The organism is Subtercola boreus, from assembly GCF_003399645.1.
GTDB lineage: Bacteria > Actinomycetota > Actinomycetes > Actinomycetales > Microbacteriaceae > Subtercola > Subtercola boreus_A.
Genome location: NZ_NBXD01000029.1, coordinates 38,084 through 63,922, shown reverse-complemented (window position 1 = coordinate 63,922; position 25,839 = coordinate 38,084). Strand labels below are relative to the sequence as shown.

General features: G+C 68.7%; 21 protein-coding genes, 1 tRNA gene and 2 pseudogenes. 9 read left to right on the top strand and 15 right to left on the bottom strand.

The annotated features are described in order from the left end of the window. The first annotated feature begins 34 nt into the window (after nt 1–34). The 3 genes from B7R24_RS14465 to B7R24_RS14455 all read left to right on the top strand — a co-directional run bounded on the left by B7R24_RS14465 (nt 35) and on the right by B7R24_RS14455 (nt 4,030). On the top strand, nt 35–2,524 hold the full coding sequence (locus tag B7R24_RS14465; RefSeq protein WP_116419685.1) for an ATP-dependent Clp protease ATP-binding subunit: 2,490 nt from the start codon (nt 35–37) through the stop codon (nt 2,522–2,524). Nucleotides 2,525–3,000: 476 nt separating this feature from the next. Continuing rightward, nucleotides 3,001–3,489 (top strand): amino-acid N-acetyltransferase, encoded by a 489-nt coding sequence (locus B7R24_RS14460; protein ID WP_116419684.1) that lies wholly within the window; start codon nt 3,001–3,003, stop codon nt 3,487–3,489. A gap of 19 nt (nt 3,490–3,508) precedes the next feature. After that, complete coding sequence (locus B7R24_RS14455) at nt 3,509–4,030, top strand: 8-oxo-dGTP diphosphatase (RefSeq protein ID WP_116419683.1); 522 nt, start codon at nt 3,509–3,511, stop codon at nt 4,028–4,030. Nucleotides 4,031–4,127: 97 nt separating this feature from the next. Here the strand turns inward: B7R24_RS14455 and B7R24_RS14450 are convergent, their stop codons facing one another. The 10 genes and pseudogenes from B7R24_RS14450 to B7R24_RS14405 form a co-directional block, all read right to left on the bottom strand. Then, on the bottom strand, nt 4,128–5,666 hold the full coding sequence (locus B7R24_RS14450; protein ID WP_116419682.1) for a PTS fructose transporter subunit IIC: 1,539 nt from the start codon (nt 5,664–5,666) through the stop codon (nt 4,128–4,130). Then, nucleotides 5,663–6,124: a PTS sugar transporter subunit IIA gene (locus tag B7R24_RS14445; protein ID WP_116419681.1), complete on the bottom strand. Its 462-nt coding sequence runs from the start codon at nt 6,122–6,124 to the stop codon at nt 5,663–5,665. Before B7R24_RS14445 ends, B7R24_RS14450 begins: the two co-directional genes overlap by 4 nt. Beyond that, nucleotides 6,103–7,074, bottom strand: coding sequence for a 1-phosphofructokinase family hexose kinase (locus B7R24_RS14440; protein ID WP_116419680.1), 972 nt, complete (start codon nt 7,072–7,074; stop codon nt 6,103–6,105). The genes B7R24_RS14445 and B7R24_RS14440 overlap by 22 nt, the downstream gene beginning before the upstream one ends. Next, the gene (locus B7R24_RS14435) at nt 7,071–7,832 is read right to left on the bottom strand and encodes a DeoR/GlpR family DNA-binding transcription regulator (protein ID WP_116419679.1); all 762 of its coding nucleotides are present in this window, start codon (nt 7,830–7,832) and stop codon (nt 7,071–7,073) included. The genes B7R24_RS14440 and B7R24_RS14435 overlap by 4 nt, the downstream gene beginning before the upstream one ends. An 86-nt stretch (nt 7,833–7,918) precedes the next feature. Beyond that, nucleotides 7,919–8,263 carry a biopolymer transporter Tol gene (locus B7R24_RS14430; RefSeq protein ID WP_116419678.1) on the bottom strand — a complete coding sequence of 115 codons (345 nt, stop codon included), beginning with the start codon at nt 8,261–8,263 and terminating at the stop codon, nt 7,919–7,921. After that, nucleotides 8,260–8,994: pseudogene (locus B7R24_RS14425) on the bottom strand (alpha/beta hydrolase); the annotation flags it as partial. The gene B7R24_RS14430 and the pseudogene B7R24_RS14425, both read right to left, overlap by 4 nt. Nucleotides 8,995–9,277: 283 nt before the next feature. Next, nucleotides 9,278–10,564: a hypothetical protein gene (locus B7R24_RS14420; protein ID WP_116419676.1), complete on the bottom strand. Its 1,287-nt coding sequence runs from the start codon at nt 10,562–10,564 to the stop codon at nt 9,278–9,280. Further along, nucleotides 10,561–11,748 (bottom strand): hypothetical protein, encoded by a 1,188-nt coding sequence (locus B7R24_RS14415; RefSeq protein WP_216363710.1) that lies wholly within the window; start codon nt 11,746–11,748, stop codon nt 10,561–10,563. The genes B7R24_RS14420 and B7R24_RS14415 overlap by 4 nt, the downstream gene beginning before the upstream one ends. Further along, nucleotides 11,745–12,590, bottom strand: a complete 846-nt coding sequence (locus tag B7R24_RS14410; RefSeq protein ID WP_147304057.1) for a hypothetical protein — start codon at nt 12,588–12,590, stop codon at nt 11,745–11,747. Before B7R24_RS14410 ends, B7R24_RS14415 begins: the two co-directional genes overlap by 4 nt. Next, a complete protein-coding gene (locus B7R24_RS14405; protein WP_216364031.1) occupies nt 12,577–14,325 on the bottom strand; it encodes a phenylacetate--CoA ligase family protein in 1,749 nt (582 codons plus the stop codon). The genes B7R24_RS14410 and B7R24_RS14405 overlap by 14 nt, the downstream gene beginning before the upstream one ends. Nucleotides 14,326–14,474: 149 nt before the next feature. Between B7R24_RS14405 and B7R24_RS14400 the strand changes: the two genes are divergently transcribed. Together B7R24_RS14400 and B7R24_RS14395 are read left to right on the top strand one after the other, a co-directional pair. Then, on the top strand, nt 14,475–16,301 hold the full coding sequence (locus tag B7R24_RS14400) for a phosphoenolpyruvate--protein phosphotransferase (RefSeq protein WP_116419674.1): 1,827 nt from the start codon (nt 14,475–14,477) through the stop codon (nt 16,299–16,301). Nucleotides 16,302–16,380: 79 nt separating this feature from the next. Next, a complete protein-coding gene (locus B7R24_RS14395) occupies nt 16,381–17,082 on the top strand; it encodes a hypothetical protein (RefSeq protein ID WP_116419673.1) in 702 nt (233 codons plus the stop codon). Between the two features lie 78 nt (nt 17,083–17,160). Here the strand turns inward: B7R24_RS14395 and B7R24_RS14390 are convergent, their stop codons facing one another. Further along, nucleotides 17,161–17,841, bottom strand: coding sequence for a DUF4190 domain-containing protein (locus B7R24_RS14390; protein WP_147304056.1), 681 nt, complete (start codon nt 17,839–17,841; stop codon nt 17,161–17,163). 140 nt (nt 17,842–17,981) lie between these two features. Between B7R24_RS14390 and B7R24_RS14385 the strand changes: the two genes are divergently transcribed. Continuing rightward, nucleotides 17,982–19,628: a carboxylesterase/lipase family protein gene (locus B7R24_RS14385; RefSeq protein WP_116419671.1), complete on the top strand. Its 1,647-nt coding sequence runs from the start codon at nt 17,982–17,984 to the stop codon at nt 19,626–19,628. Nucleotides 19,629–19,686: 58 nt separating this feature from the next. Here the strand turns inward: B7R24_RS14385 and radA are convergent, their stop codons facing one another. From radA to B7R24_RS14365, 4 genes and pseudogenes are all read right to left on the bottom strand, one after another. Further along, entirely contained in the window at nt 19,687–21,015 is a 1,329-nt protein-coding gene (gene radA / locus B7R24_RS14380) for a DNA repair protein RadA (protein ID WP_116419670.1), read from the bottom strand. Nucleotides 21,016–21,421: 406 nt separating this feature from the next. Further along, a complete protein-coding gene (locus B7R24_RS14375) occupies nt 21,422–22,198 on the bottom strand; it encodes a hypothetical protein (protein ID WP_116419669.1) in 777 nt (258 codons plus the stop codon). A 93-nt stretch (nt 22,199–22,291) separates the two neighbouring features. After that, nucleotides 22,292–23,095 carry a PIG-L family deacetylase gene (locus B7R24_RS14370; RefSeq protein ID WP_116419668.1) on the bottom strand — a complete coding sequence of 268 codons (804 nt, stop codon included), beginning with the start codon at nt 23,093–23,095 and terminating at the stop codon, nt 22,292–22,294. A gap of 72 nt (nt 23,096–23,167) precedes the next feature. Further along, nucleotides 23,168–24,099: pseudogene (locus B7R24_RS14365) on the bottom strand (RtcB family protein). 111 nt (nt 24,100–24,210) lie between these two features. On the opposite strand from B7R24_RS14365, the gene B7R24_RS14360 reads away from it, so the two are divergent. From B7R24_RS14360 to B7R24_RS17655, 3 genes are all read left to right on the top strand, one after another. Further along, a complete protein-coding gene (locus B7R24_RS14360) occupies nt 24,211–25,281 on the top strand; it encodes an alpha/beta fold hydrolase (protein ID WP_253259480.1) in 1,071 nt (356 codons plus the stop codon). 89 nt (nt 25,282–25,370) lie between these two features. Next, nucleotides 25,371–25,460 (top strand) — tRNA-Ser (locus B7R24_RS14355). Between the two features lie 188 nt (nt 25,461–25,648). Beyond that, a complete protein-coding gene (locus tag B7R24_RS17655) occupies nt 25,649–25,792 on the top strand; it encodes a hypothetical protein (protein ID WP_172582843.1) in 144 nt (47 codons plus the stop codon). Nucleotides 25,793–25,839 lie beyond the last annotated feature (47 nt).

Genomic DNA, 25,839 nt, shown 5'->3' with positions numbered 1-25,839 from the left:
ATACCGTCTCTGCCCCGGTACCCAAGGAGTCAGCATGTTTGAGAGATTTACCGACCGTGCCCGTCGCGTCGTCGTTTTGGCCCAAGAAGAGGCCAAGATGCTCAACCACAACTACATCGGTACCGAGCACATCCTGCTCGGGCTGATCCACGAGGGTGAGGGCGTCGCTGCCAAGGCGCTCGAGTCCCTCGGTATCTCGCTCGACGCCGTGCGCGAGCAGGTGCAAGACATCATCGGCCAGGGCCAGCAGCAGCCCACCGGCCACATTCCCTTCACGCCGCGTGCGAAGAAGGTGCTCGAGCTGTCGCTTCGCGAGGCGCTGCAGCTGGGCCACAACTACATCGGTACCGAGCACATCCTGCTCGGCCTCATCCGCGAGGGCGAGGGCGTCGCCGCGCAGGTGCTCGTCAAGCTCGGCGCCGACCTGAACCGAGTTCGCCAGCAGGTCATCCAGCTGCTGAGCGGGTACCAGGGCAAGGAGGCGGTGGCAGTGGGCGGCAACGACCAGGCTCCCGACAAGGGCTCGCAGATCCTCGACCAGTTCGGGCGCAACCTGACGCAGGCCGCGCGCGACAACAAGCTCGACCCGGTCATCGGGCGTGAGAAAGAGATCGAGCGGGTCATGCAGATCCTGTCTCGCCGTTCGAAGAACAACCCCGTTCTCATCGGTGAGCCCGGCGTCGGCAAGACCGCGGTGGTCGAGGGCCTCGCCCAGGCGATCGTTCGCGGCGACGTTCCCGAGACGCTGAAAGACAAGCAGCTCTACACGCTCGACCTCGGTTCGCTCATCGCCGGCAGCCGCTACCGCGGTGACTTCGAAGAGCGTCTGAAGAAGGTCACGAAGGAGATCCGCACCCGCGGTGACATCATCACCTTCATCGACGAGATCCACACCCTGGTCGGTGCGGGTGCCGCAGAAGGCGCGATCGACGCGGCGAGCATCCTGAAGCCGCTGCTTGCCCGCGGTGAGCTGCAGACCATTGGCGCGACCACGCTGGACGAGTACCGCAAGCACTTCGAGAAGGATGCGGCGCTCGAGCGCCGGTTCCAGCCCATCCAGGTCGCCGAGCCGAACCTGCCCCACACGATCAACATCCTCAAGGGGCTGCGCGACAAGTACGAGGCCTTCCACAAGGTCTCTATCACGGATGGCGCCATCGTGGCTGCGGCGAACCTCGCCGACCGCTATGTCGCCGACCGCTTCCTGCCCGACAAGGCCATCGACCTGATCGACGAGGCCGGCGCGCGCCTGCGCCTCTCGATCCTCTCGGCCCCGCCGGAGCTCCGCGAGTTCGACGACCGCATCTCGACCGTCCGCGGTCGCAAGGAGGCGGCGATCGAGGAGCAGGACTTCGAGAAGGCCGCCGCGCTCCGCGACGAGGAGAAGAACCTCCTCGGTGAGCGTCTGCGCCTCGAGAAGAAGTGGAAGTCGGGCGACGTCAAGGCGTCGGGCATCGTCGACGAGGGGCTGATCGCCGAGGTGCTGGCGCAGGCCACCGGCATCCCGGTCTTCAAGCTCACCGAGGAGGAGTCCTCGCGGCTCATGTTCATGGAGAAGGCCCTGCACCAGCGGGTCATCGGCCAGGAGGAGGCGATCGCGGCCCTGTCGCGCACCATCCGCCGCACCCGCTCGGGCCTGAAAGACCCGAAGCGCCCCTCGGGATCGTTCATCTTCGCCGGCCCCACGGGTGTCGGTAAGACCGAGCTCGCCAAGGCGTTGGCCGAGTTCCTGTTCGACGACGAGAACGCCCTCATCTCGCTCGACATGAGCGAGTACGGCGAGAAGCACACCGTTTCGCGGCTGTTCGGTGCCCCTCCCGGGTTCGTCGGCTTCGAAGAGGGTGGACAGCTCACCGAGAAGGTGCGCCGCAAGCCGTTCTCCGTGGTGCTGTTCGACGAGATCGAGAAGGCGCACCCCGACATCTTCAACTCCCTCCTCCAGATTCTGGAAGAGGGTCGGTTGACCGATGGCCAGGGCCGCGTCGTCGACTTCAAGAACACCGTGATCATCATGACCACCAACCTCGGTACGAAAGACATCACGGGTTCGCCGATCGGTTTCCAGTCGACCACGAACGTCTCGACGTCTTACGACCGAATGAAGGGCAAGGTCAACGAAGAGCTGAAGAAGCACTTCAAGCCCGAGTTCCTGAACCGCGTCGACGACACGATCGTGTTCCCGCAGCTGTCGAAAGAGGAGCTGCTGCAGATCGTCGACCTGTTCATCGGCCGCCTGCGCGATCGTCTGCTCGACCGCGACCTCACCATAGAGCTGTCGCTCTCGAGCAAGGAGCGCCTCATCGAGGTCGGGTTCGACCCGTCGCTCGGTGCCCGGCCGCTGCGCCGCGCGATGCAGAACGAGGTCGAGGACCGGCTCTCCGAGCGCATCCTGCAGGGTGAACTCAATGCGGGCGACCACATCTTCGTCGACTTCGTCGAGGGTGAGTTCACCTTCCTGACGACATCGCCCGAGCCGCTCGCGGAGATCACCGCAGCCGACGCGATCTCGATCGACAAGGTCTAGCCGCACCTCCCGAAGGGGCCGTCCACTGACGTGGGCGGCCCCTTCGTCGTCCCCCGCCGCCCTCGCGCCCCCTCCCGCCCGCTGCCCCGCGCCCGCCCCGCCGCCAAGGCCGTCTGTGAGACAGGTACGCGCTTGTGAGACGCGCCCGCCGGTCTCACAAGCGCGCACCTGTCTCACGAAGCGGGGAGGGGGCGTTTTCGTGGATGGGGGTGGGTGCGGGAAGATGGAGGATGCCCGAGAAGATGCCTGCAGACGCCACACCCGCACATGCCATGGGTACGGATGTCGGCGCTCAACGACCAGGCGAAGGCGCTGAGAGCGGGGGCGGCGCTGGGAGCGGGGGCGGCGCTGGGAGCGGGGGCGGCGCTGAGAGCGGGGGCGGCGCTGAGAGCGGTGGCGGCGCTGAGAGCGGGGGCGGCGCGGAGCGCGGGCCCCGGGGCGCCGAGCGGGGCACCGCGAAGCGCCCGGGCGTCACGGTGCGACGGGCGCGCACGAGCGATGTGCCGTGGATCCAGAAGTTGACCGAGCCCCTGGTGCAGGAGCGGGTGCTGCTCGGCAAGGACTCGGTGGTGCTCTACGAGGCCGTGCAGGAGTTCCGCATCGCGGTCGATGAGCAGGGCACCCCCATCGGGTGCGGTGCGCTGCATGTGTTCTGGGAAGATCTCGGTGAGGTTCGCACGCTCGCCGTCGATCGCGAGCATCTCGGCAGGGGGGTCGGCCACGCCCTGCTCGAACGCATCGAGGAGGACGCCCGCGAGCTCGGGCTCAGTCGCCTCTTCTGCCTCACGTTCGAGGTGTCGTTCTTCGAGCGGCACGACTTCACGGCCTCCCCGCTCTCGCTCGTCGCGCCGGAGGTGTACATGGAGCTGGTGCGATCGCCCGACGAAGGTGTCGCCGAGTTCCTCGACCTCGCTCGGGTGAAGCCGAACACGCTCGGCAACACCCGCATGCTGAAGCACCTCTGAGTTGCCGGAACACCGAGCCATGACCGCCGCCGAGCATGCCGAGCCCGCCGTGCCGGCCACCCCGTACCAGGTCTGCGTCTGCTACCTGCTGCGCACGGCCCCGGATGGCGGGACCGAGGTTCTGCTCGGCCAGAAGCTCACCGGGCTGGGCGTCGGCAAGATGGTCGGCCCGGGCGGCAAGATCGAGCCCGGCGAGAGTGCGCTCGAGGCCATCGTGCGGGAGGTGGAGGAGGAGACGAGCATCCGCGTGGCGCCGTCCGACCTCCGCGAGGCCGGTTTTCTGAGCTACGCCTTTCCGCACAGGCCCGCGTGGAGCCAGGAGTCGACCGTGTTCGTCGCGACCGTCTGGCACGGGCATCCGGAGCCTTCAGAAGAGCTGGCGCCGCGGTGGTTCGCGCTCGACGACATTCCGTTCGACCTGATGTGGGACGATGCGAAGTACTGGCTGCCGCGCGTTCTCAACGGTGAGCAGGTGCGCGCGCGGTTCTCGTTCCGGGCCGACAATGCGACCGTGGCCGAGAGCGACCTTCCGCTCGAGTGACCGCGAAACGTGAATGGACACGATCCCGGGCATCCTCTCCGCGATCTGCGGCGGATGGCCGGAACCGTGTCCATTCGAACCCGATTCGGCGGGCGGGTCAGGCGATGGCGGTCTCCCGCGCGTAGCTCTCTTCGAGCGGGTCGGTCAGGGGAACGGCCGAGCGCTTGAGGTTCTTCGCCACGATCACCAGCAGCGCCGTCACGACGGTGCCGATCAGGATAGCCAGCACGTACAGGAACGGCTGGCCGACGAGCGGGGTCACCCAGATTCCGCCGTGCGGGGCGCGCAGGGTCGAGCCGAACGCGGCGACGAGACCGCCGGTGACCCCCGATCCGACCATCAGTGACGGGATGACGCGCAGCGGGTCGACCGCGGCGAACGGGATGGCGCCCTCGGTGATGAACGACGCACCGAGCACCCACGCGGCCTTGCCGTTCTCCCGCTCGGCCACCGTGAATAGCTTTCTGCGGATGACGGTGGCGAGGGCGAGCCCGAGCGGCGGCGTCATGCCGGCGGCCATGACGATCGCCATGATCTTGAACTGCACCGAGTTGGGGTCGCCGTCGAGGGCGACCGAGGCGAGGCCCGTGGTGGCGAAGGCGTAGGCGACCTTGTTGACGGGCCCGCCCATGTCGAACGCCATCATCAGGCCGAGCAGGATGCCCAGCAGGATCAGGTTGCCGCCCGAGAGGCTGTTCAGCCAGTCACTCAGGCCGGTGCTGACCGCCTTGAGGGGCGCACCGAGGATGACGAACATGATCAGCCCTGTCGCGAAGGTGGCGAGCAGCGGGATGATGATCACCGGCATCAGCGATCGGAAGGCGGCCGGCAGCTTGATCCGGCTGATGCCGAGCGCGATGAAACCGGCGACGAATCCCGACACGAGCCCGCCGAGGAAGCCGGCGCCGACGGTCAGCGCGATGGCGCCGCCGACGATGCCGGGCGCGATACCCGGGCGGTCGGCGATCGCGAAGGCGATGAACCCCGAGAGCACCGGCACCAGGAACCCGAAGGTCGCAGCCCCGACGAGGAACATCAGGGCGGCCCAGTCGTGCGACGAGAACGCGTTGAAGTTGCCGATGATGTCGGCGGGCTTCACGCTCACGATCTCGTAGCCGCCGATGATGAAGCTCAGCGCGATCAGCAGGCCACCGGCGGCGACGAACGGGATCATGTACGAGACACCGGTCATCAGGTACTGGCGGATCCGCGTGCCGACGCCGGCACCCTTGGGCACCTTGGTCGCCAGGGAGGGTCCGGATGCCGCCGCTGCCGCCGCACCGACTGTTGCGGCCGGCGCGGCAGCGGTGCCCGCAGGGGTTGCCGGCGTGGACTCGTAGAGGTCGACGGCCTGCTGGATGACGGTGGGAGCATCCGCCAGCGCCTTGCTGACGCCGACCGTGACGGTGGGTTTTCCGGCGAAGCGGGCCTTGTCCTTCACCTCGAGGTCGGCGGCGAAGATGACGACGTCGGCGGCGGCGATGGTGGCGGCCGACAGCGGGTTCGAGCCGGCTGCGCCCTGGGTCTCGACCTGGATGTCGTAGCCCGACTTCTTGGCGGACTGTTCGAGGGCCTCGGCGGCCATGTAGGTGTGTGCGATTCCTGCGATGCAGGAGGTGACGGCGACGATTCTCACGGGAGAACGACCTCTCTGGTGACGATCTCGGCGACGGCTTCGGGCGTGCCCGCGTCGCGGAGGGACTGGCGGAAGTCATCGTGCACGAGCTTGCGGGCGAGCTGGGCGAGAATGACCAAGTGGTTCTGGTCGGCGCCGTCGGGCGCAGCGATCAGGAAGATGAGGTGCGCGGGGCCGTCTTCGGCTCCGAAGTCGACACCCGCGGGGCTGACGCCGACAGCGACGCTGGCGACGGTGACGTGCGACGAGCGGGCGTGCGGGATGCCGATGCCGCCGGGCAGGCCCGTCGCCATCTGTGCTTCGCGCGCTCGGACGTCGGCGAGGAATCCGTCGAGATCGGAGACTCGGCCTTGGTCGAAGAGCGTCTGCGCCAGCTGGCGCGTCGCCTCGTCTTTGGTCGGGGCAGCGAGGTCGACGATGACCAGTCCGGCCTCGGTCAGGGGCGTGGTTGAAGCCATAGTGTGAGTTCTCCTAGCGGTGTGGTGGGGGGTGGGTTTTCGATGAGCCGAACATCTTCGGGGCGGATGTCGGCGGGTGAGGGCGCCTGGCTCCCGGGCAGCTGCACGGCGGCAGTTCCCCAGGCGACGGCGGCGCCGAGGCGTGCAGCGAACGCGCCGTCGGTCACGCTGAGATAGCCGGCCAGGGCACTGTCACCGGCGCCGACCGTGCTGACCGGTGCCACGGGCCGGGAGCCCGCCCACCAGAGATCTGTGTCGCTCACGAGCAGGGCGCCGTCGGCGTCGAGGCTGACGAGCATGGCCGATCCGGGCATCGTGAGAAAGGGGCGGGCCGCGTCGACGACGTCGCCGATGGTGGCGAGCTCCCGGCCCACGAGCTCCTCGAGCTCTTCGAGGTTCGGCTTCAGCAAGCTGGCCGTGCCGCTCCGAGCGGTCTCGGCCAGGGCCGCGCCCGAGGTGTCGACGGCGAACGGAACGCCGAAGCTCGCAGCGAGTTCTGCGAGGTCGCAGTAGAAGCGGTTCGGGATGCCCGGGGGCAGGCTGCCCGAACCGACCAGCCAGGCGGGGCCGAGGGTCAGTTGCTCGGTGATGAGCGTCATCAGGCGGGCGAGCTCTGCGGTGCTGACCTCGGGGCCGGGCTCGTTCAGCTTCGTGGTTCCGGTGCTGTCGACAACCGTGACGTTGGTGCGGATGGCCTGGGAGATGATGGTGCTCACGCTCGGAATCGACCGGGCGGCGAGCATCCGTTCGAGTTCGTAGCCGTTCACCGCGTCGGCGGGTAGCACGGCGCGGGTGGCGATGCCGTTCTGGGCGAGTGCGCGGGAGACGTTCACGCCCTTACCGGCGGGGTCGCGGCGCACCGAGGTCGCGCGATTCACCTCGCCCACGACGAGAGTGTCGACCGTGAGGGTCACATCGATGCTCGGATTGGCGGTGACGGTGACGATCATGCGCGCACCACGTCGGTTCCCGAGACCACGATCTCGTCGTAGAACTCGCCGTCGAGGCCGGCGTCGGTGATGACGGTGTCGATCGCGCTCAGCGGGGCGACGAGGCCGAAGTCCTGGCGGCCGAACTTGCTGTGGTCGGCCAGCACGACGACGCGGCGGGCGGCAGCGACGAGAGTCGACTTCACCACAGCCTCGTCGAGGTCCGGGGTGGTGAGGCCGCGCTCGACGGTGATCCCGTTGATGCCGATGAACGCGACATCCACCGAGACGGAGGCGATGGCGTTCTGGATCCAGGGACCGACGGCGGCGAGGGTTCGGCCGCGGATGTGGCCGCCGAGAAAGTGCAGGTCGATGTTCGGCTTCGTCGAGAGCAGCATGGCCACCGGCAGCGAGTGCGTCACGACGGTGAGCTCACGGTCGACGGGGAGCAGTTCAGCGAGACGGACTGTGGTGGTGCCGGCGTCGATGATGATGGAACCGCCGTCGGGCACCTCGCTGAGGGCGGCGCGCGCGATGGCGCTCTTCTCGGTCGACAGACGGCCCTCGCGGTCGGAGACACCGGGCTCGATGCCCAGCCGGTCGACGGGGATGGCGCCGCCGTGGGCCCGTTGCACGAGTCCCCGGCGTTCGAGGGTGGTGAGGTCGCGGCGGATGGTCTCCGGTGTGACGGCGAGGTTCTCGCTGAGTTCACGAACGTCGACACGGCCGTCTCGACGGGCCTGGTCGAGGATGGCTTGGTGGCGTTCGGTGGCGTACACAGCAGACTCCGTTGTCGGGCGTTCGAGGTGAAACAAACAAATACAGTATTTGCTTTGTTTGTTTTACCGCCGTTTGTGTCTGCTTGTCAAGTGTCTTCGGACATATCCATGTCGTCGAGATCGCGAAGCGCCTGCCGGGCCTGGGCGAGTCGCTCCTTCTCGGGCACCTCCCACCAGTACGGGCCGCGCTCGCCGAGGCCGAGCTTGGCCAGGCCGTTGCGGCGGCGGGCGGCGGCTGTGCCGGCTTCGTCGCCGGCTCTCCTGGCGGTGCGCACGCCGGAGCGCCCGCGCCCGAGGTGCGACTTCAGCGCCGCCACAATGTCGTCGGGAAGAGACGGTTCGGTGCGGCGCCAGCGGCGGCCGTCGATGAGGAGCCAGCGGTCGGCATCGAAACCCTGTTCCTCGCCGTCGTGCTTCTCCCCTCGCGTCATGCGCCGAGTGCGAGTGCTTTGCGGAGGAAGGCGATGAGCTCGGCGGTCGCACGCTTCGAGACGCGCATGATGGTCGGGTAGGTGACCCAGCCGTGCGCGGCATCGGCGTAGATGCTCACATCGGTGCGGGTGCCTGCCGCGATGAGGCGCTCCGCATAGAGCACGGCCTGGTCTCGCAGCACGTCGTGCGCCGCGACCTGCACGAGTGCCGGAGGCAGCCCGCTGAGGTTCTCGGCCAGGGTCGGGGCGGCCCGGGCATCCGTTCGCTCCGGAGCCTCCGGGTCGGTGCCCAGATAGTGGTCGAGGAAGGCGCGCATGTCGGCCCGGTGCAGCACGGGGTTGGTGGCACTCAGGCGCATGGAGCGGTCATCGAGAACGGTGTCGGTGACCGGGTAGATCAGGCCCTGGGCTGCGATGTGCGGGCCGCCGCGGTCGCGGGCGAGCAGGCTGACGACGGCCGAGAGGTTGCCTCCGGCGCTGTCGCCGATCACGGCGAGGCGGTGTGGGTCGGCTCCGAGGCCGGTGGCGTTGGCAGCGGCCCATTCGAGTGCGGCGTAGCAGTCGTCGACGGCTGCCGGGAACGGATGCTCGGGGGCGAGCCGGTAGTCGACAGCGACCACGATGGCGCCGGGTTCGGCGGCGACGCGGCTCGGCAGCCATTCGCACATGTCGAGGCCGCCGAACAGCGTCCAACCGCCGCCGTGGAAGTAGAGCACGATCGGGCGGAGGTCTTCACTGCGCTCGGACTCGTGGCCAGACGGAGGGTGGTGGCACTGGACGTCACGCGGGGGCGGTAGATGCGCACGGGCACGTCGCCGTTCGCAGAGGGGAAGGAACGGTCATCCGTCGACACTCCGCGGTGCCGCGCACCGAACAGCAGCCGGCGAACGGGTGCCGGCACGTGCTGCATCGTCTGGTTGTGGGCGATGTCGCTCGGGCTCATGGTGGCGACGTGCATGGAGTCGAAGCGGTTCATGAACCAGCCCCAGGCGCGCACGCGGCGCGGTATCGCGGTCATCGGGGTGCCGCAGTGGGGCGCGGGGTGGCTGTGCGCGCCCGCGCCGGGCGGGCATCCGTCAGCCGTGGGGAGCGTTGCACCGCCCCCGCGGCGACGCCTGCGCTGAAGACCGAGAGCGCGACGTCGCTGCGCCCCAGCGAGAGCCGTTTGCGCAGCAGGCCGTGCGCGAGCGGCGAATCGATGAGCTCGGAGTGCGGCGACACGACCAGCCCGCGCGTGTGCGCATGCAGCCACAGGCGCTGCAGAGCGCGCCCGGCCTCGAGAGCGTCGGGTTCTGCGACGCCGATGCGACTGTCCATCGCCGCGGTGATGCGCGGGCCGTCGTCGAGCGCCGCGAGCCGGGCATTGGCGACGAGAACGAGGTGGGTGGGCGATTCATCCTGGCTCTCGGCGAGCGAGAGGGCGAGGGGTCGCAGCGTGCGCGCGCGTTCGAGCGACTCCGCGGTGCGCCCCACGACCCCGGCGACGCCCAGCAGCGGGTTCCGGATGCTGCGCCAGCGCGTCGCCGGAGCGGCAAGCCGCGCAAGCGGGGCCGGCACGCCGAGCATCGTGTCGGTCATCCCGTCTTTCGTGTAGTTCGGATGCGCGGGGTCGAGTCGCAGCCAGTGCAGCAGCTCCTTCGCGATGCTCGGCCGCGACGCTGTGAACGCGATGCCGAGGCGGCTGAGGTACGCCATCGCCCGATCGTCGAGGCGGCGGAGCGTCAGCCACGGCGGCAGGTCGACATCGGAGAGGTCGTCCCAGGTCGCCGGATGCCCGATCAGCCGCCCCCGGTACACCGCCCGCTCACGCACATCGTCGGCTGTGAAGGGGCGCGGGGCGGCACTCTCGTCGACAGGGTGCGCCGCCGCGTCGCCGCGGGTCGCATCCGTGCCCGCCCGGGCGCCCTGGCTGGAGTGGCCACCCCCGGCCTTCGCCGCGAGCCGCGGTACCAGCCGCAGCCGCAGCACCGGCATCGCGGCGTCGGCCGGCCCCGTCAGCGGAAGCTCCTCGAGCCGCGACAGCTGCGGCAGCGCCTCGACCTCAGCGTCGTACCCCGCCTCGGCCGCGCCGATAGCGAAGCTCTCGACCCAGCCTCCCAGCGCGAGCACCACATCGCGAAAGCTCGGATCGCCCGCGGGCAGCGTTCGACTCGGCACGACGCACACCTCGACGGTGGGCACCGGGTCGGCCCCGTCGCGAACGATGTGCGGCGACCAGGGCTGCGTGTTGTGCGGGGAGGGGGAGCGGCTCGCGAGCAGGATGAGCCCGTCGAGCAGCCGTTCGGTGGTCTCGTCGTTCACGCTGTGCCTCCCGCGGTCGTCGCCGGCCCGCTCTGCGGGCTCCCGGCCGATCCGACTCCCGGCCCCGTCGTCGGCCCGACCGGCCGGCGGTAGAACGTGTACCCGTGCAGCGGCCGCCCACCGAACCGCGCGAACTGCGCCGTCGACCCGGGGTTGTCGCGGGCGACATAGGTGCTGCGGAGCATCCGATACCCCCCGTCGCGCAGGTTCACCTGCAGCTGCCTGCTCAGCAGGCTCAGGATGCCCTGCCCCTGCCGCAACGGATCGGTTCCCTGAATCACCAGCACTGCCTCCTCGCGATACCGCCCCCGCGCCAGGAGCAACTGTAGCTGCCGGAGCGGTGAGAGCCGCCCGCCGGCCTTCTGCACGAATTCCGTGATATCGGGGATGACCAGTACGAACGCCAGCGCCCGGCCCGTCGCCCGCTCGCGGGCAAGCAGCAGCAGCCGCTCATCGAGGAGGAACGCCAGGCCGGCGGTCGCCGCTTCCATCTCGGCCGGGCTGATCTCGGTGTAGTAGGGCAGCTGGGCGAACGACGCGTTGAGAAGCCCGAGCAGTTCGGGGATCAGTCGCTTCATGCCGCGTTTCGATCCGTACTCCAGCAGCAGCCCGGCCTCTTCGAGTTCCTCGGCTGTGGGGGCCGTGACCTCGACAGTGCCCACCTCCACGGCCCAGGTGTCGGCCTCCCCCCAGCGAGCAAACCCTTCGGACTCGTAGACGGTCGGCGTCTGTTCGTCGTTCCACGCCGAGTCGACGAAGCCGCGTTCGGCGAACCCCGAGGTGATGACGCCGCCGGCCTGGTTGGGCAGCAGCGAGACGGGCCCGAAGAGTGCGGCGGCTCCGGATGCCCGTGCCCGACGATCGAGCGCCTCGAAGAGTGCCGCGGCCGTCTCTCGGTCGCAAAACTCGGTCGCACCGAACAGCTGCAGCTCCTCGCCGAGCTTCGCGTCGAGGCGGCGGTCGGTATGGGCGGTCGTGCGTCCGGTGACCTGGCCGCCGGCGTCACGCGCGACCAGCAGCTCGATCGGCTCGGGATGCGGGCTGCGCCCGTCGAACCACGACCGGATGCTGGCCTCGACCAGCGGAACGGCGAGGTCAGGCGGCTGCAGCCGAAGCGGCATCGCGATGAACTCGCGGAGTGCGTGCGCGGAGGCGACCCGCTCGACGGTGATGCCGCCGGTCACGGCGCACCCCCGGGACGCGGCCCGCGCGCCTCCGCCGCAGTCTCCGGTGCGAGGTGCAGACGGATGTAACCGCCCGTTCCGTTGCGGGTGCCGCGAGTGATCCACTGCATGAGAGCGCGGTGGGCGGGGAGCCTGGCGAATGACAGCAGATCGTCGCGCGAAGCGAAGAATGCGAGCGTTCCGAGCGTGAATGGGGGCTCCCAGTAGATCGTGTGCCACACGTAGCCCCGCAGCGTCTGCATTCGCGCCACCATCGGGTACCACGTGCGCGACAACTGCAGGAGCGCTGTCGGCCCGCGGTACTTCGTCGCCCCGACGAACATTGCCCCCGCATCTGTCACAGGCCGCTCGACGGGCCGCTCCGGCGACCGGTCCGACCTGCCTGTGGGTGAGAACCGAGGGCGCCTCCGCCGCCCGCGTGCGGGACGTCGATCGGGGCCGTCTTCCGCGCCAGCCGGCTCGGTGACGGGGGGCCCGGTCGCACCGCGGGCGGCCTCGACCGAGGTGGGCGTGAAAGTGGGGATGTGCGCCATGACGTGCCCCTCCGCGCGCCAGACCCCGTTACTGTACCCGCCCGGTTCCGCGATCATGAGGCGTGTTCGAGCCGGAGTGCGGCGAAGGGCGCTGCGGTACACCTGGGCGTGATCACCCGTGTCGAAGAGCACGACAATACCCCGCACGCCGGCCCGTCGGAACGACCTGTGCCAGACATAGCCGGCGAAGCCCCGGACGACGTGCGGCGAACGGAGTTCGGGGCTCGATGGTCGAAAGGAGAACTCTGCGATGACCATCGCCTCTGCGCGGGCCTTCACGGGGGCCGCCCTGAAGTCAGTGGTGCGCATCCGCTCCACCCGCGCCCGCGCCCGCATCCGCTCCGCCCGCGCCGGCGCCGGCGCGATCACCCTCGTCCACGAGGTAGACGTTCTTGATCTTGCTTGAGCCCTGTGCGAAGACCCCGGTGCCGTGGTCGTGGATCTCGATGCGCACATCCGATGCGGTCGGGTCTTCGTCGAGCGACTGGGCGATGTCGCGTGAGACGCTCGACAGGTGCCTGAGCACGCCCGACGCCGATGCCGCGCGGAGCTCCTGCCGGTCATCCGGAGCCAGTGAGGCATCTTCGCGCAACTGCAGGTGGATGACCGGCCGCTGCTCGAGGTTGCCGATGTCGAGCAGGCTGAGCTTGAACGACTCGATGGCGGCCGCGTGCGGATTGTCGAGGTAGAGCCCGTTCTCGACGTCGAGTGGGTAGATGTTGGCGCCCATGTACGAGATCGTCGAGTCTTTTCGCCCGAACAGAAGTACGAACGGCAGCTTCATGCGTTGCGACGAGAATGCCCTCTCGAACGCCAGCGCCAGCCGCGGAAAGCCCGCGACGTGTGCCTCCATCTGCGGAAAGGTGACGATCTTCGCCTCGTCGCCGATGTTGTAGCGCACCTTCGGGCTCATGATCGCCGTCGAGTTGAGCGTGACGAGGAGCTCGCCGTCGGCGGTGGTCTCGAGGTACGTCTCGAGCGGGTTGTACTGGAAGATCATCGGCGTGCGGTCTTCATCCGGCCCCAGCACAGCCGCCCGCAGCGCCGGATTCGCGACCAGGCTCCGCCGCAACCACACCGAGAGGTCGCTCTCGCCGGCCATCCCGATGGTGAGATCGGATGCGCCGTACCCCGAGTACACGCGCACGAACCGCTTCTCGATGTAGTCGCGAAGCCCCTCGGTGAGCGCCTCGCCGCCCACGAAGCCATTGAGCTCGTAGGCGTCCCAGTCGAAGCCGTCGGAGTCGAGCCGGTCGCGCAGGTGCTTCAGGAACGGCGGGTAGGCGCTGATCAGGTAGGTGTAGCCCGGCCCGAAATGCGCGAGTGTATCGACGATCTTGTCGATGTCGGGCCCGGTGTTCTTCACCATTGCGACCTTCGACATCGCCTGGCCGGTGTTCGTGCCGGTCGCCCACGCGCCCATGGAGAAGGCGTTGATGCAGAAGAGCCTGCGGCTGCCGAACAGCAGGGTGATGTAGCCCGCGACGTTCTTGTGCACCGTGTCGAGCTCGTCTTTCGACCGCATCCAGTTGTACGGTTTGCCGCTCGAACCGCTGGACTCGTCGACCACGGTGCCGATCGTCGTGATTTCACCGTTCCAGCAGCGATCCTCCTCCGAGTACCGGTCGACGTACGCCTTCTTCGACGTGGGCTGGTACGACGAGAGGTTCCACCAGTCGAAGACAAAGTCGTGCTCGTCGAGGTAACGGCGATAGGCGGGAACGTCGAGGTAGGCCTGCTGGCAGATGGCCCAGGCGTTCCACCGGGCGAAGTGTTCGAACGACGGGTGATAGTGCCGCGCCGTGAATCGCCAGAGCACGGGGTGCAGACGGTAGACGCCATAGAACGCGGTGACGATCGCGGTCGAGATGCGCAGCACGGCCTGCCGGGCGAGCCTGCCGGGACGCGTGTAGCGCGGCCGCGACGAACGCCGGGGCGCGGGAGAGTCTGCTCGCGCGGGGGAGTGAGGGGGCAGAGCGGAGGACCGCTCGGCGGAGTTCGGCGCGGACAAGCGGACTCCTCCCGGGATGCTGCGGTCGATCATCCCCGAGGCCAGTCTACTGCACTTTCGTCCCCTAAACTGAGACATCGTCACACGCCCGGAGCCGCCGAGGGTGCTCCTGGCGCCCGGGTGGCCGATCATCCGCGGCACTATTCTTGAACCCACGCGTGCGGCGACCGAGGGAGAGAACCATGCTGTTGAAGGGTGTCGGAGTCGGTCGTGGTGTTGCCGTCGGGCCCACGCTCCGGATGCCCGAACCACTCGATGAACCCATCGACGAGGTGAGCGTGGAGCCGGTGGCATCAGCCTTCGCGCGGGTCGAGGCCGCCCTTGCCGCCGTCGCGGCCGACCTCGAGGCACGCGGGGAGCTCGCTGGCGGGGAGGCGCAGAACGTGCTGCAGGCGCAGTCTCTGATGGCGGCCGATCCGACGATCGTCGACGACATCCAGGCCCGGCTCGGCGAGGGCCGAACCGCCGACCGCGCCGTGTTCGAGGCATATGCGGGCTTTCGCGACCTGCTCGTGCAGATGGGTGGCTATATGGCCGAGCGGGCGACCGACCTCGATGACGTGTCGCGCCGGGTCATCGCGAACCTCCGCGGCGTGCCGGCGCCGGGCGTGCCAGAGTCGCCAACCCCGTTCATCCTCGTCGCCCACGACCTCGCACCCGCCGACACGGCCCTGCTCGACCTCGACAGGGTGATCGGGTTGATCACCCGCGAGGGCGGGCCCACGTCGCACACCGCGATCCTCGCCCGGTCGAAGTCGATTCCCGCGATCGTGGGTGTGCAGGGTGCCGAGAACCTGGCAGACGGAATGTTCGTCGTTCTCGACGCCGTCGCCGGAACGGTCGACACCGAGCCGTCCGACGATGACGTGGCGGATGCCCGGGCGCGCATCGCCGAGCGCGCGGCGCTCGCGGCAGCGCCCCTCAGCCCCGGTGCGCTCGCCGACGGAACGCCGATACCCCTGCTCGCGAACCTCGGCTCGGCCGACGGTGCCGCGGAGGCGCTCGCGCTGGGGGCGGAGGGGGTGGGGCTCTTCCGCACCGAGTTCCTCTTTCTCGACTCCACCTCGGCGCCGACCGTCGAGCAGCAGGTCGTCGAGTACGAACGGATGCTGCGGGCCTTCGTGGGCAAGAAGGTCGTCGTGCGGGTGCTCGACGCCGGCGCCGACAAACCGCTCGCCTTTCTGAACGATGCACACGAGGAGAACCCGGCTCTCGGGCTGCGGGGCATCCGAGCCCTGAAGGCGAGCGAGCAGGTGCTGCTCGACCAGCTGACGGCGTTGGCAGAGGCGGAGGCTCGCGTGAACGGGAGCGCCGCGGGCGCCGGGGGCGCCGGGGGTGCCACGGGTGCCGCGGGCGCCGCCGCATCGGGCGACACGGCCCACCGCGGGCGGCACGCCGGTGAAGCGACCGAGACGGGCGGGCCGAGCCAGCCGAGCGGGGCATCCGCCACCCCCGGCGCAGAGCGGGTCGACCTCTGGGTGATGGCGCCCATGATCGCCGACGCCGACGACGCCGAATACTTCACAAGCATCGCCCGCGAGCTCGGAATCCGGGTGGCCGGGGTGATGGCCGAGGTGCCCTCCCTCGCCGTGCTCGCCGACCAGGTCTTCGAGATCGCCGACTTCGTGAGCATCGGCACCAACGACCTCACCCAGTACACCCTCGCAGCCGACCGCCTGCTCGGGTCGGTCGCCCACCTGCAGGATCCGTGGCATCCGGCCGTTCTCAGGCTGGTCGGGATGCTCGGCAGGGCCGGTCGCGAGGCGAACAAGCCCGTGGGGGTGTGCGGCGAGGCCGCGGCCGATCCGCTGCTCGCGGTCGTGCTTGTCGGGCTCGGAATCACGACGCTCTCGATGACTCCGGCAGCGATCGCGGATGTTCGTGCCGAACTCGCGCTGCACACCCTCCCCGAAGCGCAGGCGCTGGCGCGCGCGGCGGTCTCTGCGACCTCGGCGGCGCGTGCGCGCACCGCCGTCACGAGGCTCGCGGCGGCGAACGCGGTCGGGTAGGGCGCGGCCAGCGGAGCCCGCTCGCGACACCTCGAGCGATGTCGCGGATGCTGCCAGCCTCGGCGGGTACCCTGACACCATGTCCACCGCCCGGCCCCGCCGACCCTCGCCGAGGGTGTACCGGCGGCGACGCGCTGTCGCCCTGCTCGTGCTCGTCGCGGCCGTCGTGGTGGTACTGCTGGTCATCCTGAGGCCGGGTTCCGGCGGAGCAGCGACTCCGGCAGGCAGCCCGCAGACCGGCTCACCGACTCCGACGAGCTCGGGGCCTCCGGATGTCGCGGCGACTCCCGGCGCGACCGGGTCGTCGACCCAACCGACCGGCTCGGCAACCCCCGCGACTCCCTCAGCATCAGCGGCACCAGCGGCATCCGACGGCTCGGCCGCCTGCACCGCCGGCAACATCACCGTCACGGCTGTGACCGACACGAACAGTTATGCGGCTGGAGCGGCCCCGCAGCTGTCGTTCAGCATCCTGAACACCGGGTCGACCCCCTGCACCATCAACGCCGGCACCTCGAAGCAGGTCTACACGATCACCAGCGGATCTGAGACGTACTGGGTGTCGACCGACTGCCAGACCGATCCGTCCGATACGCCCGCGATGCTCGCCCCGGGCGTCGCTGTGACCTCGACCCCCTTCGCGTGGAACCGGGTTCGCTCGTCACCCTCCACCTGCGGGGGCACCCAGACCGCTGTGCCCGCGGGCGGTGCGTCGTACCACCTGAAGGTCTCGGTCGACGGAATCGCTTCGGCCGACACCACCCAGTTCATCCTGAACTGACTCGTGCCCGTGCCCGGCTGAATGGAAGAGGCCCCGGCAGTGCTAAGCACCGGCCGGGGCCTCCATCGTCCGATTCCGCTACTTGGTGAGGTCTGACCCCGAAACGTTGCAGCTCGCGTTCGCGTACGCACCCGATCCTGTCTGGGTTGAGACGACCTTGCCGTTCACCGTGATGGTGCAGGTGATTGTGGTGGTGTTGGCGTCACCGATGGCAGAGAGATTGAAGCTGCTGTAGTTAAACGTGCCTCCGGTTTTCGCGATGACGTCCTTCTCGAAAGGCAGCGTCTGACCGTTCGCGCTCTCCGAACCCGATGTTCCATTCGAGTACGTCGAGTAGTTGATCTGGGCTGTGCCATCCCCGGTGACCGCGTAGACGATCGGTACATCAATGTTGGCTTCGGCGCTCGCTGTTGCGATAGCACTGCTCACACCACTGGCGAACGCCGCTGTGTAGGCGATAGCCAGAATAATCGAAAGGATCAGCGCGATGACCGAGATGATGAGACCGGCTATCGCCACTTTCCTCGGCCGGTGCTTGACGACCAGTCCAATGATGCCAAAAACGATTCCTATGAAGGCGACGAAACCCGTAGCGAAGTTGAGAAATGGAATGAATGATCCAACGAATGCGACGATCCCCAGAATCAAAGCCGTCAGGCCGAACCCATTTCCCTTCTTCGCTTCGATAGGCGCTGCGTAGGGCTGCGGTGCTGGACTTTGTGTAGACATGGTTCCCCCTGTGTAGTTGCTGTAAAACACTTATCATCCACTACCGGGCCCCTGCGGTCTGCCACCTGATCGGGGGTGAGCGGCGGCGCGGACGGCGGTCGTGGGCTGCGGGCGCATTCGGGGGTGGGCGGCGGCGGGCGGCGTTCATGCGGCGGGGATAGCATCGCGGTATGTCGTCACCGCGCTTCACCTCCCGCCGGGCCGAGGGATCGAAAGAGGTGTATAGGCTCGACGTCGTCACGCAGCAGGGGGTGGCGCGCGGGGTGCGCGAGCGGGGGATCGAGACATGGCGGGGGCTGCCGTATGCGCTGCCGCCGGTCGGAGGATGGCGGTTTCGGGCTCCACAGCCTCCGCGGGGGTGGGAGGGGGTGCGCGACGCGAGCCGGTTCGGTGCCGTCGCGCCGCAGTCCCGTGAGGGCAACTTCATCGGGGCGGCCAAGAACGCTCCGATGGGCGAGGACTGCCTGACGCTGAACGTGGTGCGTCCGGCGGGTTCGGGCGATCCGGAGTCTGCTGCACTGTTGCCGGTGATGGTGTTCATCCACGGGGGCGCCTACAGCGTGGGGTCGTCATCGGAGGTGCCGCGGAACGGCGACACGCTGGCGCGCGATGGACAAGTGGTCTACGTGAGCCTCAACTACCGGCTCGGGGCGCTCGGGTTTCTGGACTTCACGGCGTATTCGACACCGGAACGGGTGATCGAGAACAACCTGGGCCTGCGGGACTGTGTTGCAGCGCTCGAATGGGTGCAGGCGAACATCCGTTCGTTCGGCGGTGACCCTGAGCGGGTGACGCTGTTCGGCGAGTCTGCCGGGGCGAACGCTGTCACGACGCTGATGACGGTGCCGCGGGCGTCCGGTCTCTTCGCGCGGGCGATTGCGCAGAGTTCGCCGACCAATGCGGTCTACCCGCCGACCCTCACACGCGAATGGGCTGCCGAGTACGTCGAATTGCTGAGCGAACGGGTTGCGAACGACAGCGTCGAGAACACCTCGGCCGAAGACGCGGGGGAGCTGCTGGCGACAGCGGACTGGCGCGATCTCATCCGGGCGACCGACGTGCTCACGATGCGTGCGCCCGACACCGATCCGGGAACGATCGCGCTCTGCCCGGTCATCGACGGCGACTTTCTGCCCGAACGGCCGCTGGATGCGTTCAAAGCCGGGCGTGCGCATCCCGTTCCGCTCATCATCGGCACGAATGACAGGGAGGGTTCCCTGTTCACCGGGCGGCTCGACATTCTGGCGACGACGCCGAAGCGCATCAGGGCTATCTTCGCGAAGACGAAGAAGAAGGCGCGCAAGGCGATCAAGGCGGAGTATCCCGGGTTGCCAGCGAAGCGTCCTGCGGCGGATTTCGGCGGCGACTACGCGTTCTGGTACCCCACGGTGAAGGTCGCGGAGCGGCACGCGCGCTACGCACCGGTCTACTTCTACCGTTTCGACATCGCGCCGCGGCTCGTGCGCCTCGCCGGCTTCGATGCGACGCACGGGCTCGAACTGTTCGCGCTGTTCGACCGGATGGGTGGGTCGTTCGGGCGAACGATGACGCTGCTGGGCGGGCGGGGTTCGTTCCTCGCCGCGGGCGGGCGCATGCGGGAGTACTGGGTGTGGTTCGCCTACACGGGCTCGGTGAACCCGGTGGGTGCGGAGGGTGAGGATGCTCGGGGTTCGGGAAAGGGTTCGGCGACCATTCCGTGGCCGAGGTATTCCGCCAAGACGCGCCGTACCCTCATCTTCGACGGCACCGACCGTGTCGAGAGCGACCCGCGCAGCTCACGGCGGCTCGCGTGGCAGGCGTTCGTGCCGCACGTCTAGCCGGGCGCGCGTCTCAGGCGCCTGATCGCGGCTCACCGTGCTCGCAACCCGCCCCCGCTCACGTCGCCTCGAACGCCTTGTGGAACGCCAACCTGATCCCCGTCTGCCCCGGCCCGAGCACCTTCGAGAACCCGAGGCGCCGGGCCTCCGTCGCGCGGAGGTCGCTCGACGTCACCGGGCGTACCTCACCCGCCAGACTGATCTCGCCGAACGCGACGAAGTCGTGGGGGAGCGGTCTGTCGTTGTTGGCCGACGCGATGGCCAGCGCGATGGCGAGGTCGGCGGCCGGCTCGGTGAGCTTGACCCCGCCCACGGTCGACACGTAGACGTCTTTGTCGGAGAGCTTCACCTGCAGCCGCCTCTCGAGCACCGCCAGGAGCATCGACACCCGTGACGCATCGACCCCATTCGTGACCCGCCGTGGGTTGGGTGCCGTGGTGGACACGACCAGAGCCTGCACCTCGACGGGCAGCGCCCGCCGGCCCTCGAGTGCGACGGTGACGCAGGTGCCGCTGACCGCCTCCTGCCCACGGCTGAGGAACAGCCCGCTCGGGTCGGGGACCTCCCGGATGCCCTCACCCGTCATCTCGAAGCAACCGACCTCGTCGGTCGGGCCGAACCGGTTCTTCAGCGTACGAACGAACCGCAGTGAGGTCTGGCGGTCGCCCTCGAACTGGCAGACGACATCCACCAGGTGCTCCAGAACCCGGGGACCCGCTATCGAACCGTCTTTCGTGACATGCCCGACGAGCAGCACGGGCAGTGACCGCTCCTTCGCGACGCGGATCAGCGCCGACGCGACGGCCCGCACCTGCGTGGGCCCGCCGGCCGCCCCCTCGATCTGGGAGCTGCTCACGGTCTGCACGGAGTCGACGATGACCAGGTGCGGCATGACCGCATCGATCTGCCCGAGTATGGTCGCCAGATCGGTCTCGGCGGCGAGCATGAGCGTGGGAGACAACGATCGGGTTCTCTCGGCCCGCATCTTGATCTGTCCGACGGACTCCTCTGCGCTGACGTAGAGCACGCGGAGGTGCTCCTGTGCGGCGCGGGCCGCGACCTCGAGCAACAGAGTGGACTTGCCCACACCGGGTTCGCCGGAGAGGAGGATGGCCACACCCGGTACCAGGCCGCCACCCAGCACACGGTCGAACTCCGTGATTCCGGTCGCCCAGTGCATGGCGGCGTCGGTCTCGATCTCGGTGATGGGGCGGGCGATACTGGCCTCGTCGACGCTGACGGCGCGCACCTGGCCCTGCAGCCCCGTCGACTCGGCGGCCGACACGACCGTGCCCCACGACTGGCATTCACCGCAGCGGCCGGCCCAGCGCGGGGTCTTCCACCCGCACTCGGTGCACTTGAAATTGCTGAGCGGCTTTGTTGGCATGCCTTCACCCTAGGCGCGCCCACCGACACCCACCGGCTGGCCCCGCACCCTGTGCAGAACTCGGCGCCCATCCCCGGTGTGGAGGAGCCAGCGAACTCACTCCTCGGTCTGGGAGCGGCACGCGGTCGAACGCTGTCAGCCGAACCAGCAGGCACCGCGCGGCACACCATGAGCCAGTCCTCTGGGGCGTATCGCTGCCCGGTCAGATCGACAGCAGCGCGGGAACTTCTCGGCGCCTGAGTCTCACCGAAGCCCACGCCTCGATACTGCGCATCTCGGGATTCGTCAGTAGCGATCTCGCGGCGTGGCTGAGCGAGATCAGCACGACGCTCAGGCTGGCGGGCGAGTATCGTGCGCTGCCTCAGGCCTGAGGTGTGGAGGAGCGGTCAGACAAGCGCAGCGCGCCCTACGCCTCCGGGTCGCGCGGACCGGTGTCTTTGCGACCCTGGGTCGCGAGCTGGGCCGAGCGCTCGGCGAGCAGGCGCCGCACCTCGGCCTGCGCGCCGTCGATCACGGCGGGGTCTAGGGGCAGGCTCGCGACGTTCGAGGTGCCGTGGTACTTCTCGATGTAGGCGTCGAGCTCGGGGCCCGACTCCCACGAGGTGATGAGGCAGTAGCGCGGGTCGGGGCCCTTCTGCCACACCGCGTGCCAGAACCGCTGGGTGTCGACGATGACCTGCGCGCCGGCGGGGAGCGGGATGCGCACCTCGGTGTCGGGGTCGAACCGGTCCGACCGCAGGATCAGGGCGGACTCGGGGTCGTCGGAGAGATTGAAGAAGCCGCGCACGATCCAACCGGTGCCGTCGGGATTGAGACGGTTGTTGTCATCCTGGTGCAGGTTGTAGATGGCATTCGTGTAGTCGTTCGGCTGCAGTTCGATCACTCGGCAGCGGCCGATGTTCGCCCCGGGCTCTTCTGCGCGAGCCTTCAGGATGGGCGCGACATCCACGTTCGCCCTCACCCAGACGCCGTCTTTGTCGGTGCGGGGCGGGGTGTGGTTCCAGAAGCCGTTGCACTCCATTTCGCCGAAAGCGCTGGCCAGAGGGGCGAACCGAGTATCGCCCGACGACTTCCAGTCGACGAACTCCAGATCGAGCCACTCTTTCGGATCGGCCGCCTGGTCGTAGGCGTCGAGCACGACGTAGCCTTTTTCCGCGAACGCCGGAGAGGTGATGAAGCTCATCGGGAGAAGTGAACCCTTCTAAACGGCGACCAGGTGCGTCCACCGGTCTGGTAAGGCGAGCCTAACACTCGCCGTTACGGACCGGCAGGATGCTCAGCGAGCTGTGATCCGGGCGACTGGCCTCAGCACGGGAGGTTCGTAGAGGCGGAACACCTCGTCGTCGGCGATCGTGTGTCGCTGTCCGCCCGACAGCACGACATCGGGACCCTTGACGGTGAGTTGCGTCGCGTGCTCCCGCAACGCGGCGAACTTCAGTGCTCGGTACGGTCCGAGGGGAATCGCAAAGGCGTCTCGCTCGAGAGGCGCCCCGCCGTCCCACTCCGCGACGATCGTGTAGAGCGGGATGCCCGTGAAGCCGGCGACCTCGACGGCCACGTCGTGCATGCGGACATGATCCGGATGCCCGTACCCCCCTCTTTCGTCATACGAGACGATGACGAGCGGCGCGACCTCGAGAACCACGGCGAGCACGTCGGCCGCGATCTCCTCGAGTGGAGCGCGGCTCAGGGCGTCGGCGGGTGCGTCATCCGCAGCGATCGCGGAGCCGTGCGGACCCCACTGCATGCCCGAATCGGAATATGTCCGAGGCGCAAGCCCGGCCGCGCGAGCGCTCGCCTCGCCGAGCAGGCGGTGGTCGGTGACACCGAGCGCCAGCATCGCACGCCGCAGTTCCTCCACGCGGACGGCGGCCAGATCATCCGTTCCTTCGAGGTGTTTAAGCGGTCCCGGAACGACCTCGCCGCGCTCGCCGCGGGTTCCCGTGACGAGCACGACGCGATACCCCCGCCGTGCGAGCGTGGCCATCAGCCCGCCCGTGGCGAGCGTCTCATCATCGGGGTGCGCGTGAAGGAGCAGCACAGCGGCACCCGGCTGCCCGTCGAGTTCGAAGAAAAGCATCCACCCAGAGTATTGCTGCCGGGGGCGGCCGCGAACTCGTCGCACCCGCCCCCGCCTCAGTCCCCGCCCGGCTCAGTCCCCCTTGACGTTCAGGATCTGGCGCAGCGTGTGCCGTACCTCGACGAGGTCGGCGGCATCGGCCATCACCTGGTCGATCGGCTTGTAGGCCGCAGGAATCTCATCGATGAACGCCGCCGTGTCGCGGAACTCGATGCCGACCATCGCCTCCCGCAGCTGCTCGTGCGTGAACTCACGCCGGGCCGCGCTGCGGGAGTGCGTGCGCCCTGCGCCGTGCGGAGACGACTCGAGCGCAAGCGCGCTTCCGCGCCCCGACACCACATACGACGCGGTTCCCATCGATCCGGGGATCAGTCCGAGCTGCTCTTTCCGCGCCGAGATGGCTCCCTTCCGGGAGAGCCAGACGCTCTTACCGAAGTGCGTCTCCTTCTGGGTGAAGTTGTGGTGGCAGTTGATGCGTTCGATCTCGGCAACGGGCGCGCCCATGAAGTCGGAGAGCTGGCGGATGACCCGATCCATCATCTCCTCCCGGTTGAGCAGGGCGAACTGCTGGGCCCAGCGCAGCTCGGCGATGTACCGGTCGAACTCGTCAGTGCCCTCGACGAGGTAGGCGAGGTCACGGTCGGGCAGGTCGATCCACCACTTCTTCATCAGGGCCTGTGCGACCGTGATGTGGTGCTGCGCGATGCGGTTGCCGATTCCCCGGCTGCCCGAGTGCAGGAACAGCCACACCGCACCGGTCTCGTCGAGCGAGACCTCTATGAAGTGGTTGCCGCTGCCGAGAGTGGGATGGCGCGTTCGATCTGTTCGCGCAATTCGCGCAGCTCGCCGCCCCGGGCCGCGATGTCTGTTGCCGTGAACTGCGTCTTCACCGCGATCATTCCGCAGCCGATGTCGACTCCCACGGCTGCCGGCATGACGGCTCCGAGGGTGGGGATGACCGACCCCACCGTTGCGCCGAGCCCGAGGTGGGTATCGGGCAGCAGAGGGGCCGGGCCGCTGTCGGCTCTGCCCCGGCGCCGGGGCCGGCGCAACCGAGCGACGTTACACGCCGGGGCCAGCCGCGTCAACGAGAGCCCGGGCCTACGATGGAGGGCATGGCTTCTCGTACCGCTGTCGACGTGAGCCGTGTCTACACCGAGCGCGGCGACACCTACGCACGCATCAACACGATCGGAACGACCGGGGTGCGGCCCTTCGTGCTCGTTCCCGGCATAGGGGTATCGTCGACGTACTTCGAGCGCCTGGCGCCGAACCTGAACGAATTCGGGCCGGTGCACGCCCTCGACCTGCCGGGCTTCGGCGGGGTGCCACATCCCGACAGCGCAATGACGATCCGCCAGTACGCCGACCTCGTCGGCCGGGTGATCGACGATCTGGAGCTCGACGATCCGATCATCGTGGGGCACTCGATGGGCACGCAGATCGTCAGCGACCTGGTGTCGCGCCGGCCCGAGATCTCGACGGTGGTGCTCATCGGCCCGGTCGTGAATCCTCGGGAGAGGTGGGTCGCCCGGCAGGCGCTGCGCTTCCTCCAGGCGGCCTGGCACGAGCCGTTCAAGGTGAAGTTCCTGGCGGTGAGCGCCTACCTGGTGTGCGGGTTCAAGTGGTTCTCACGCGTGCTGCCCGAGATGATGCAGTACCCGATCGAAAAGGCGCTGCCGAACATCCGGGCCCACACGCTTGTCATCAGGGGTGAATTCGATGCGGTTGCGCCGCGGGAGTGGGTCGAGGAGGTCGGCCGCCTGCTTCCGCTCTCGCGCCTCTGGGAGATGCCGGGAGCCGCACACTCCGTGATGCACGCCCATGCGGAAGAGGTCGCGCTGCTCTGCGTCGAGCACGCCGAACAGGCCACCAGCGACTCGGCGCCCGGCGACGACGACGAGTTGCAGCACTACGACACGTCGGCCGACGACATTCCCGACACCCTTCCTCCGGTGTCGATTCCGGATGCCGTGGCCGCCGTGAAGGGCCGGATCACGGAAGCGGTCGGGGTTGCGCGCGGCGACGACGACCTGATCGCCGAGGGCAAGACCGAGCACGCCCAGGCGATGGAGCGTTCGGGCGACGCCTCGCGTGTCGACGCCGCTGAGCGGGAGCGCGCCGGGCAGAAGGCGCGGGCCGAGGCCGAGCGCCGGGGCGAGCAGGGCGCCACCGCCGAGCGCTGACGCCCGGGCCCGCCGACACCCCGGGGGAGCGGGGGGTGCCCGGCGCCATCGACTGGCGCGGCGCCCGGGGGTGCCGTAAAGTATCCCCCGGTACCGTGTCCGAGCGGCCGAAGGTGCAACTCTCGAAAAGTTGTGTGCTTGAAAGAGCACCGTGGGTTCAAATCCCACCGGTACCGCCAGAATCCGACCCCCTGCTCACCGCCCCCCGGGCGTGGCAGGGGGTTTCTGCGTTCGCGGGGAGGCCAGGCGGAACAGCTCACTGCGGGGGTCGGCCAGAAATGTCACCCATTTGGGGGACGCTTCTCGATAGAGTGGTGGGTGTGGGCCGCACGGACCCGCAGCACCGTGTGAAGAGAGGAGCGAGATCGTGAAGATCTTTGCCCGCATCCGCGAATGGTTCGCGACGCTCGACACGTTCGTCAGCTACCGGGGCCTCGAGGACTCCTCCTCGGTGACGCAGTCGTGCATCGACACGCAGAACCCCCAGGCCTCCCAGACGGCCACCGCCTGACCCGGCGGCCGCGCCACGCAGCCGGCCGAGTCACGCGGCCGCATCAC

Bases quoted from the DNA above. Each gene is read 5' to 3' on its own strand.
- B7R24_RS14405 (WP_216364031.1), bottom strand. From the start codon at position 14,325: ATGATCGACCGCAGCATCCCGGGAGGAGTCCGCTTGTCCGCGCCGAAC.
- B7R24_RS14400 (WP_116419674.1), top strand. From the start codon at position 14,475: ATGCTGTTGAAGGGTGTCGGAGTCGGTCGTGGTGTTGCCGTCGGGCCC.
- B7R24_RS14440 (WP_116419680.1), bottom strand. From the start codon at position 7,074: ATGATCGTCACCGTCACCGCCAATCCGAGCATCGATGTGACCCTCACG.
- B7R24_RS14455 (WP_116419683.1), top strand. From the start codon at position 3,509: ATGACCGCCGCCGAGCATGCCGAGCCCGCCGTGCCGGCCACCCCGTAC.
- B7R24_RS14445 (WP_116419681.1), bottom strand. From the start codon at position 6,124: ATGGCTTCAACCACGCCCCTGACCGAGGCCGGACTGGTCATCGTCGAC.
- radA (WP_116419670.1), bottom strand. From the start codon at position 21,015: ATGCCAACAAAGCCGCTCAGCAATTTCAAGTGCACCGAGTGCGGGTGG.
- B7R24_RS14370 (WP_116419668.1), bottom strand. From the start codon at position 23,095: ATGCTTTTCTTCGAACTCGACGGGCAGCCGGGTGCCGCTGTGCTGCTC.
- B7R24_RS14430 (WP_116419678.1), bottom strand. From the start codon at position 8,263: ATGACGCGAGGGGAGAAGCACGACGGCGAGGAACAGGGTTTCGATGCC.
- B7R24_RS14395 (WP_116419673.1), top strand. From the start codon at position 16,381: ATGTCCACCGCCCGGCCCCGCCGACCCTCGCCGAGGGTGTACCGGCGG.
- B7R24_RS14360 (WP_253259480.1), top strand. From the start codon at position 24,211: ATGGCTTCTCGTACCGCTGTCGACGTGAGCCGTGTCTACACCGAGCGC.
- B7R24_RS14465 (WP_116419685.1), top strand. From the start codon at position 35: ATGTTTGAGAGATTTACCGACCGTGCCCGTCGCGTCGTCGTTTTGGCC.
- B7R24_RS14375 (WP_116419669.1), bottom strand. From the start codon at position 22,198: ATGAGCTTCATCACCTCTCCGGCGTTCGCGGAAAAAGGCTACGTCGTG.
- B7R24_RS14385 (WP_116419671.1), top strand. From the start codon at position 17,982: ATGTCGTCACCGCGCTTCACCTCCCGCCGGGCCGAGGGATCGAAAGAG.
- B7R24_RS14410 (WP_147304057.1), bottom strand. From the start codon at position 12,590: ATGCGCACCACTGACTTCAGGGCGGCCCCCGTGAAGGCCCGCGCAGAG.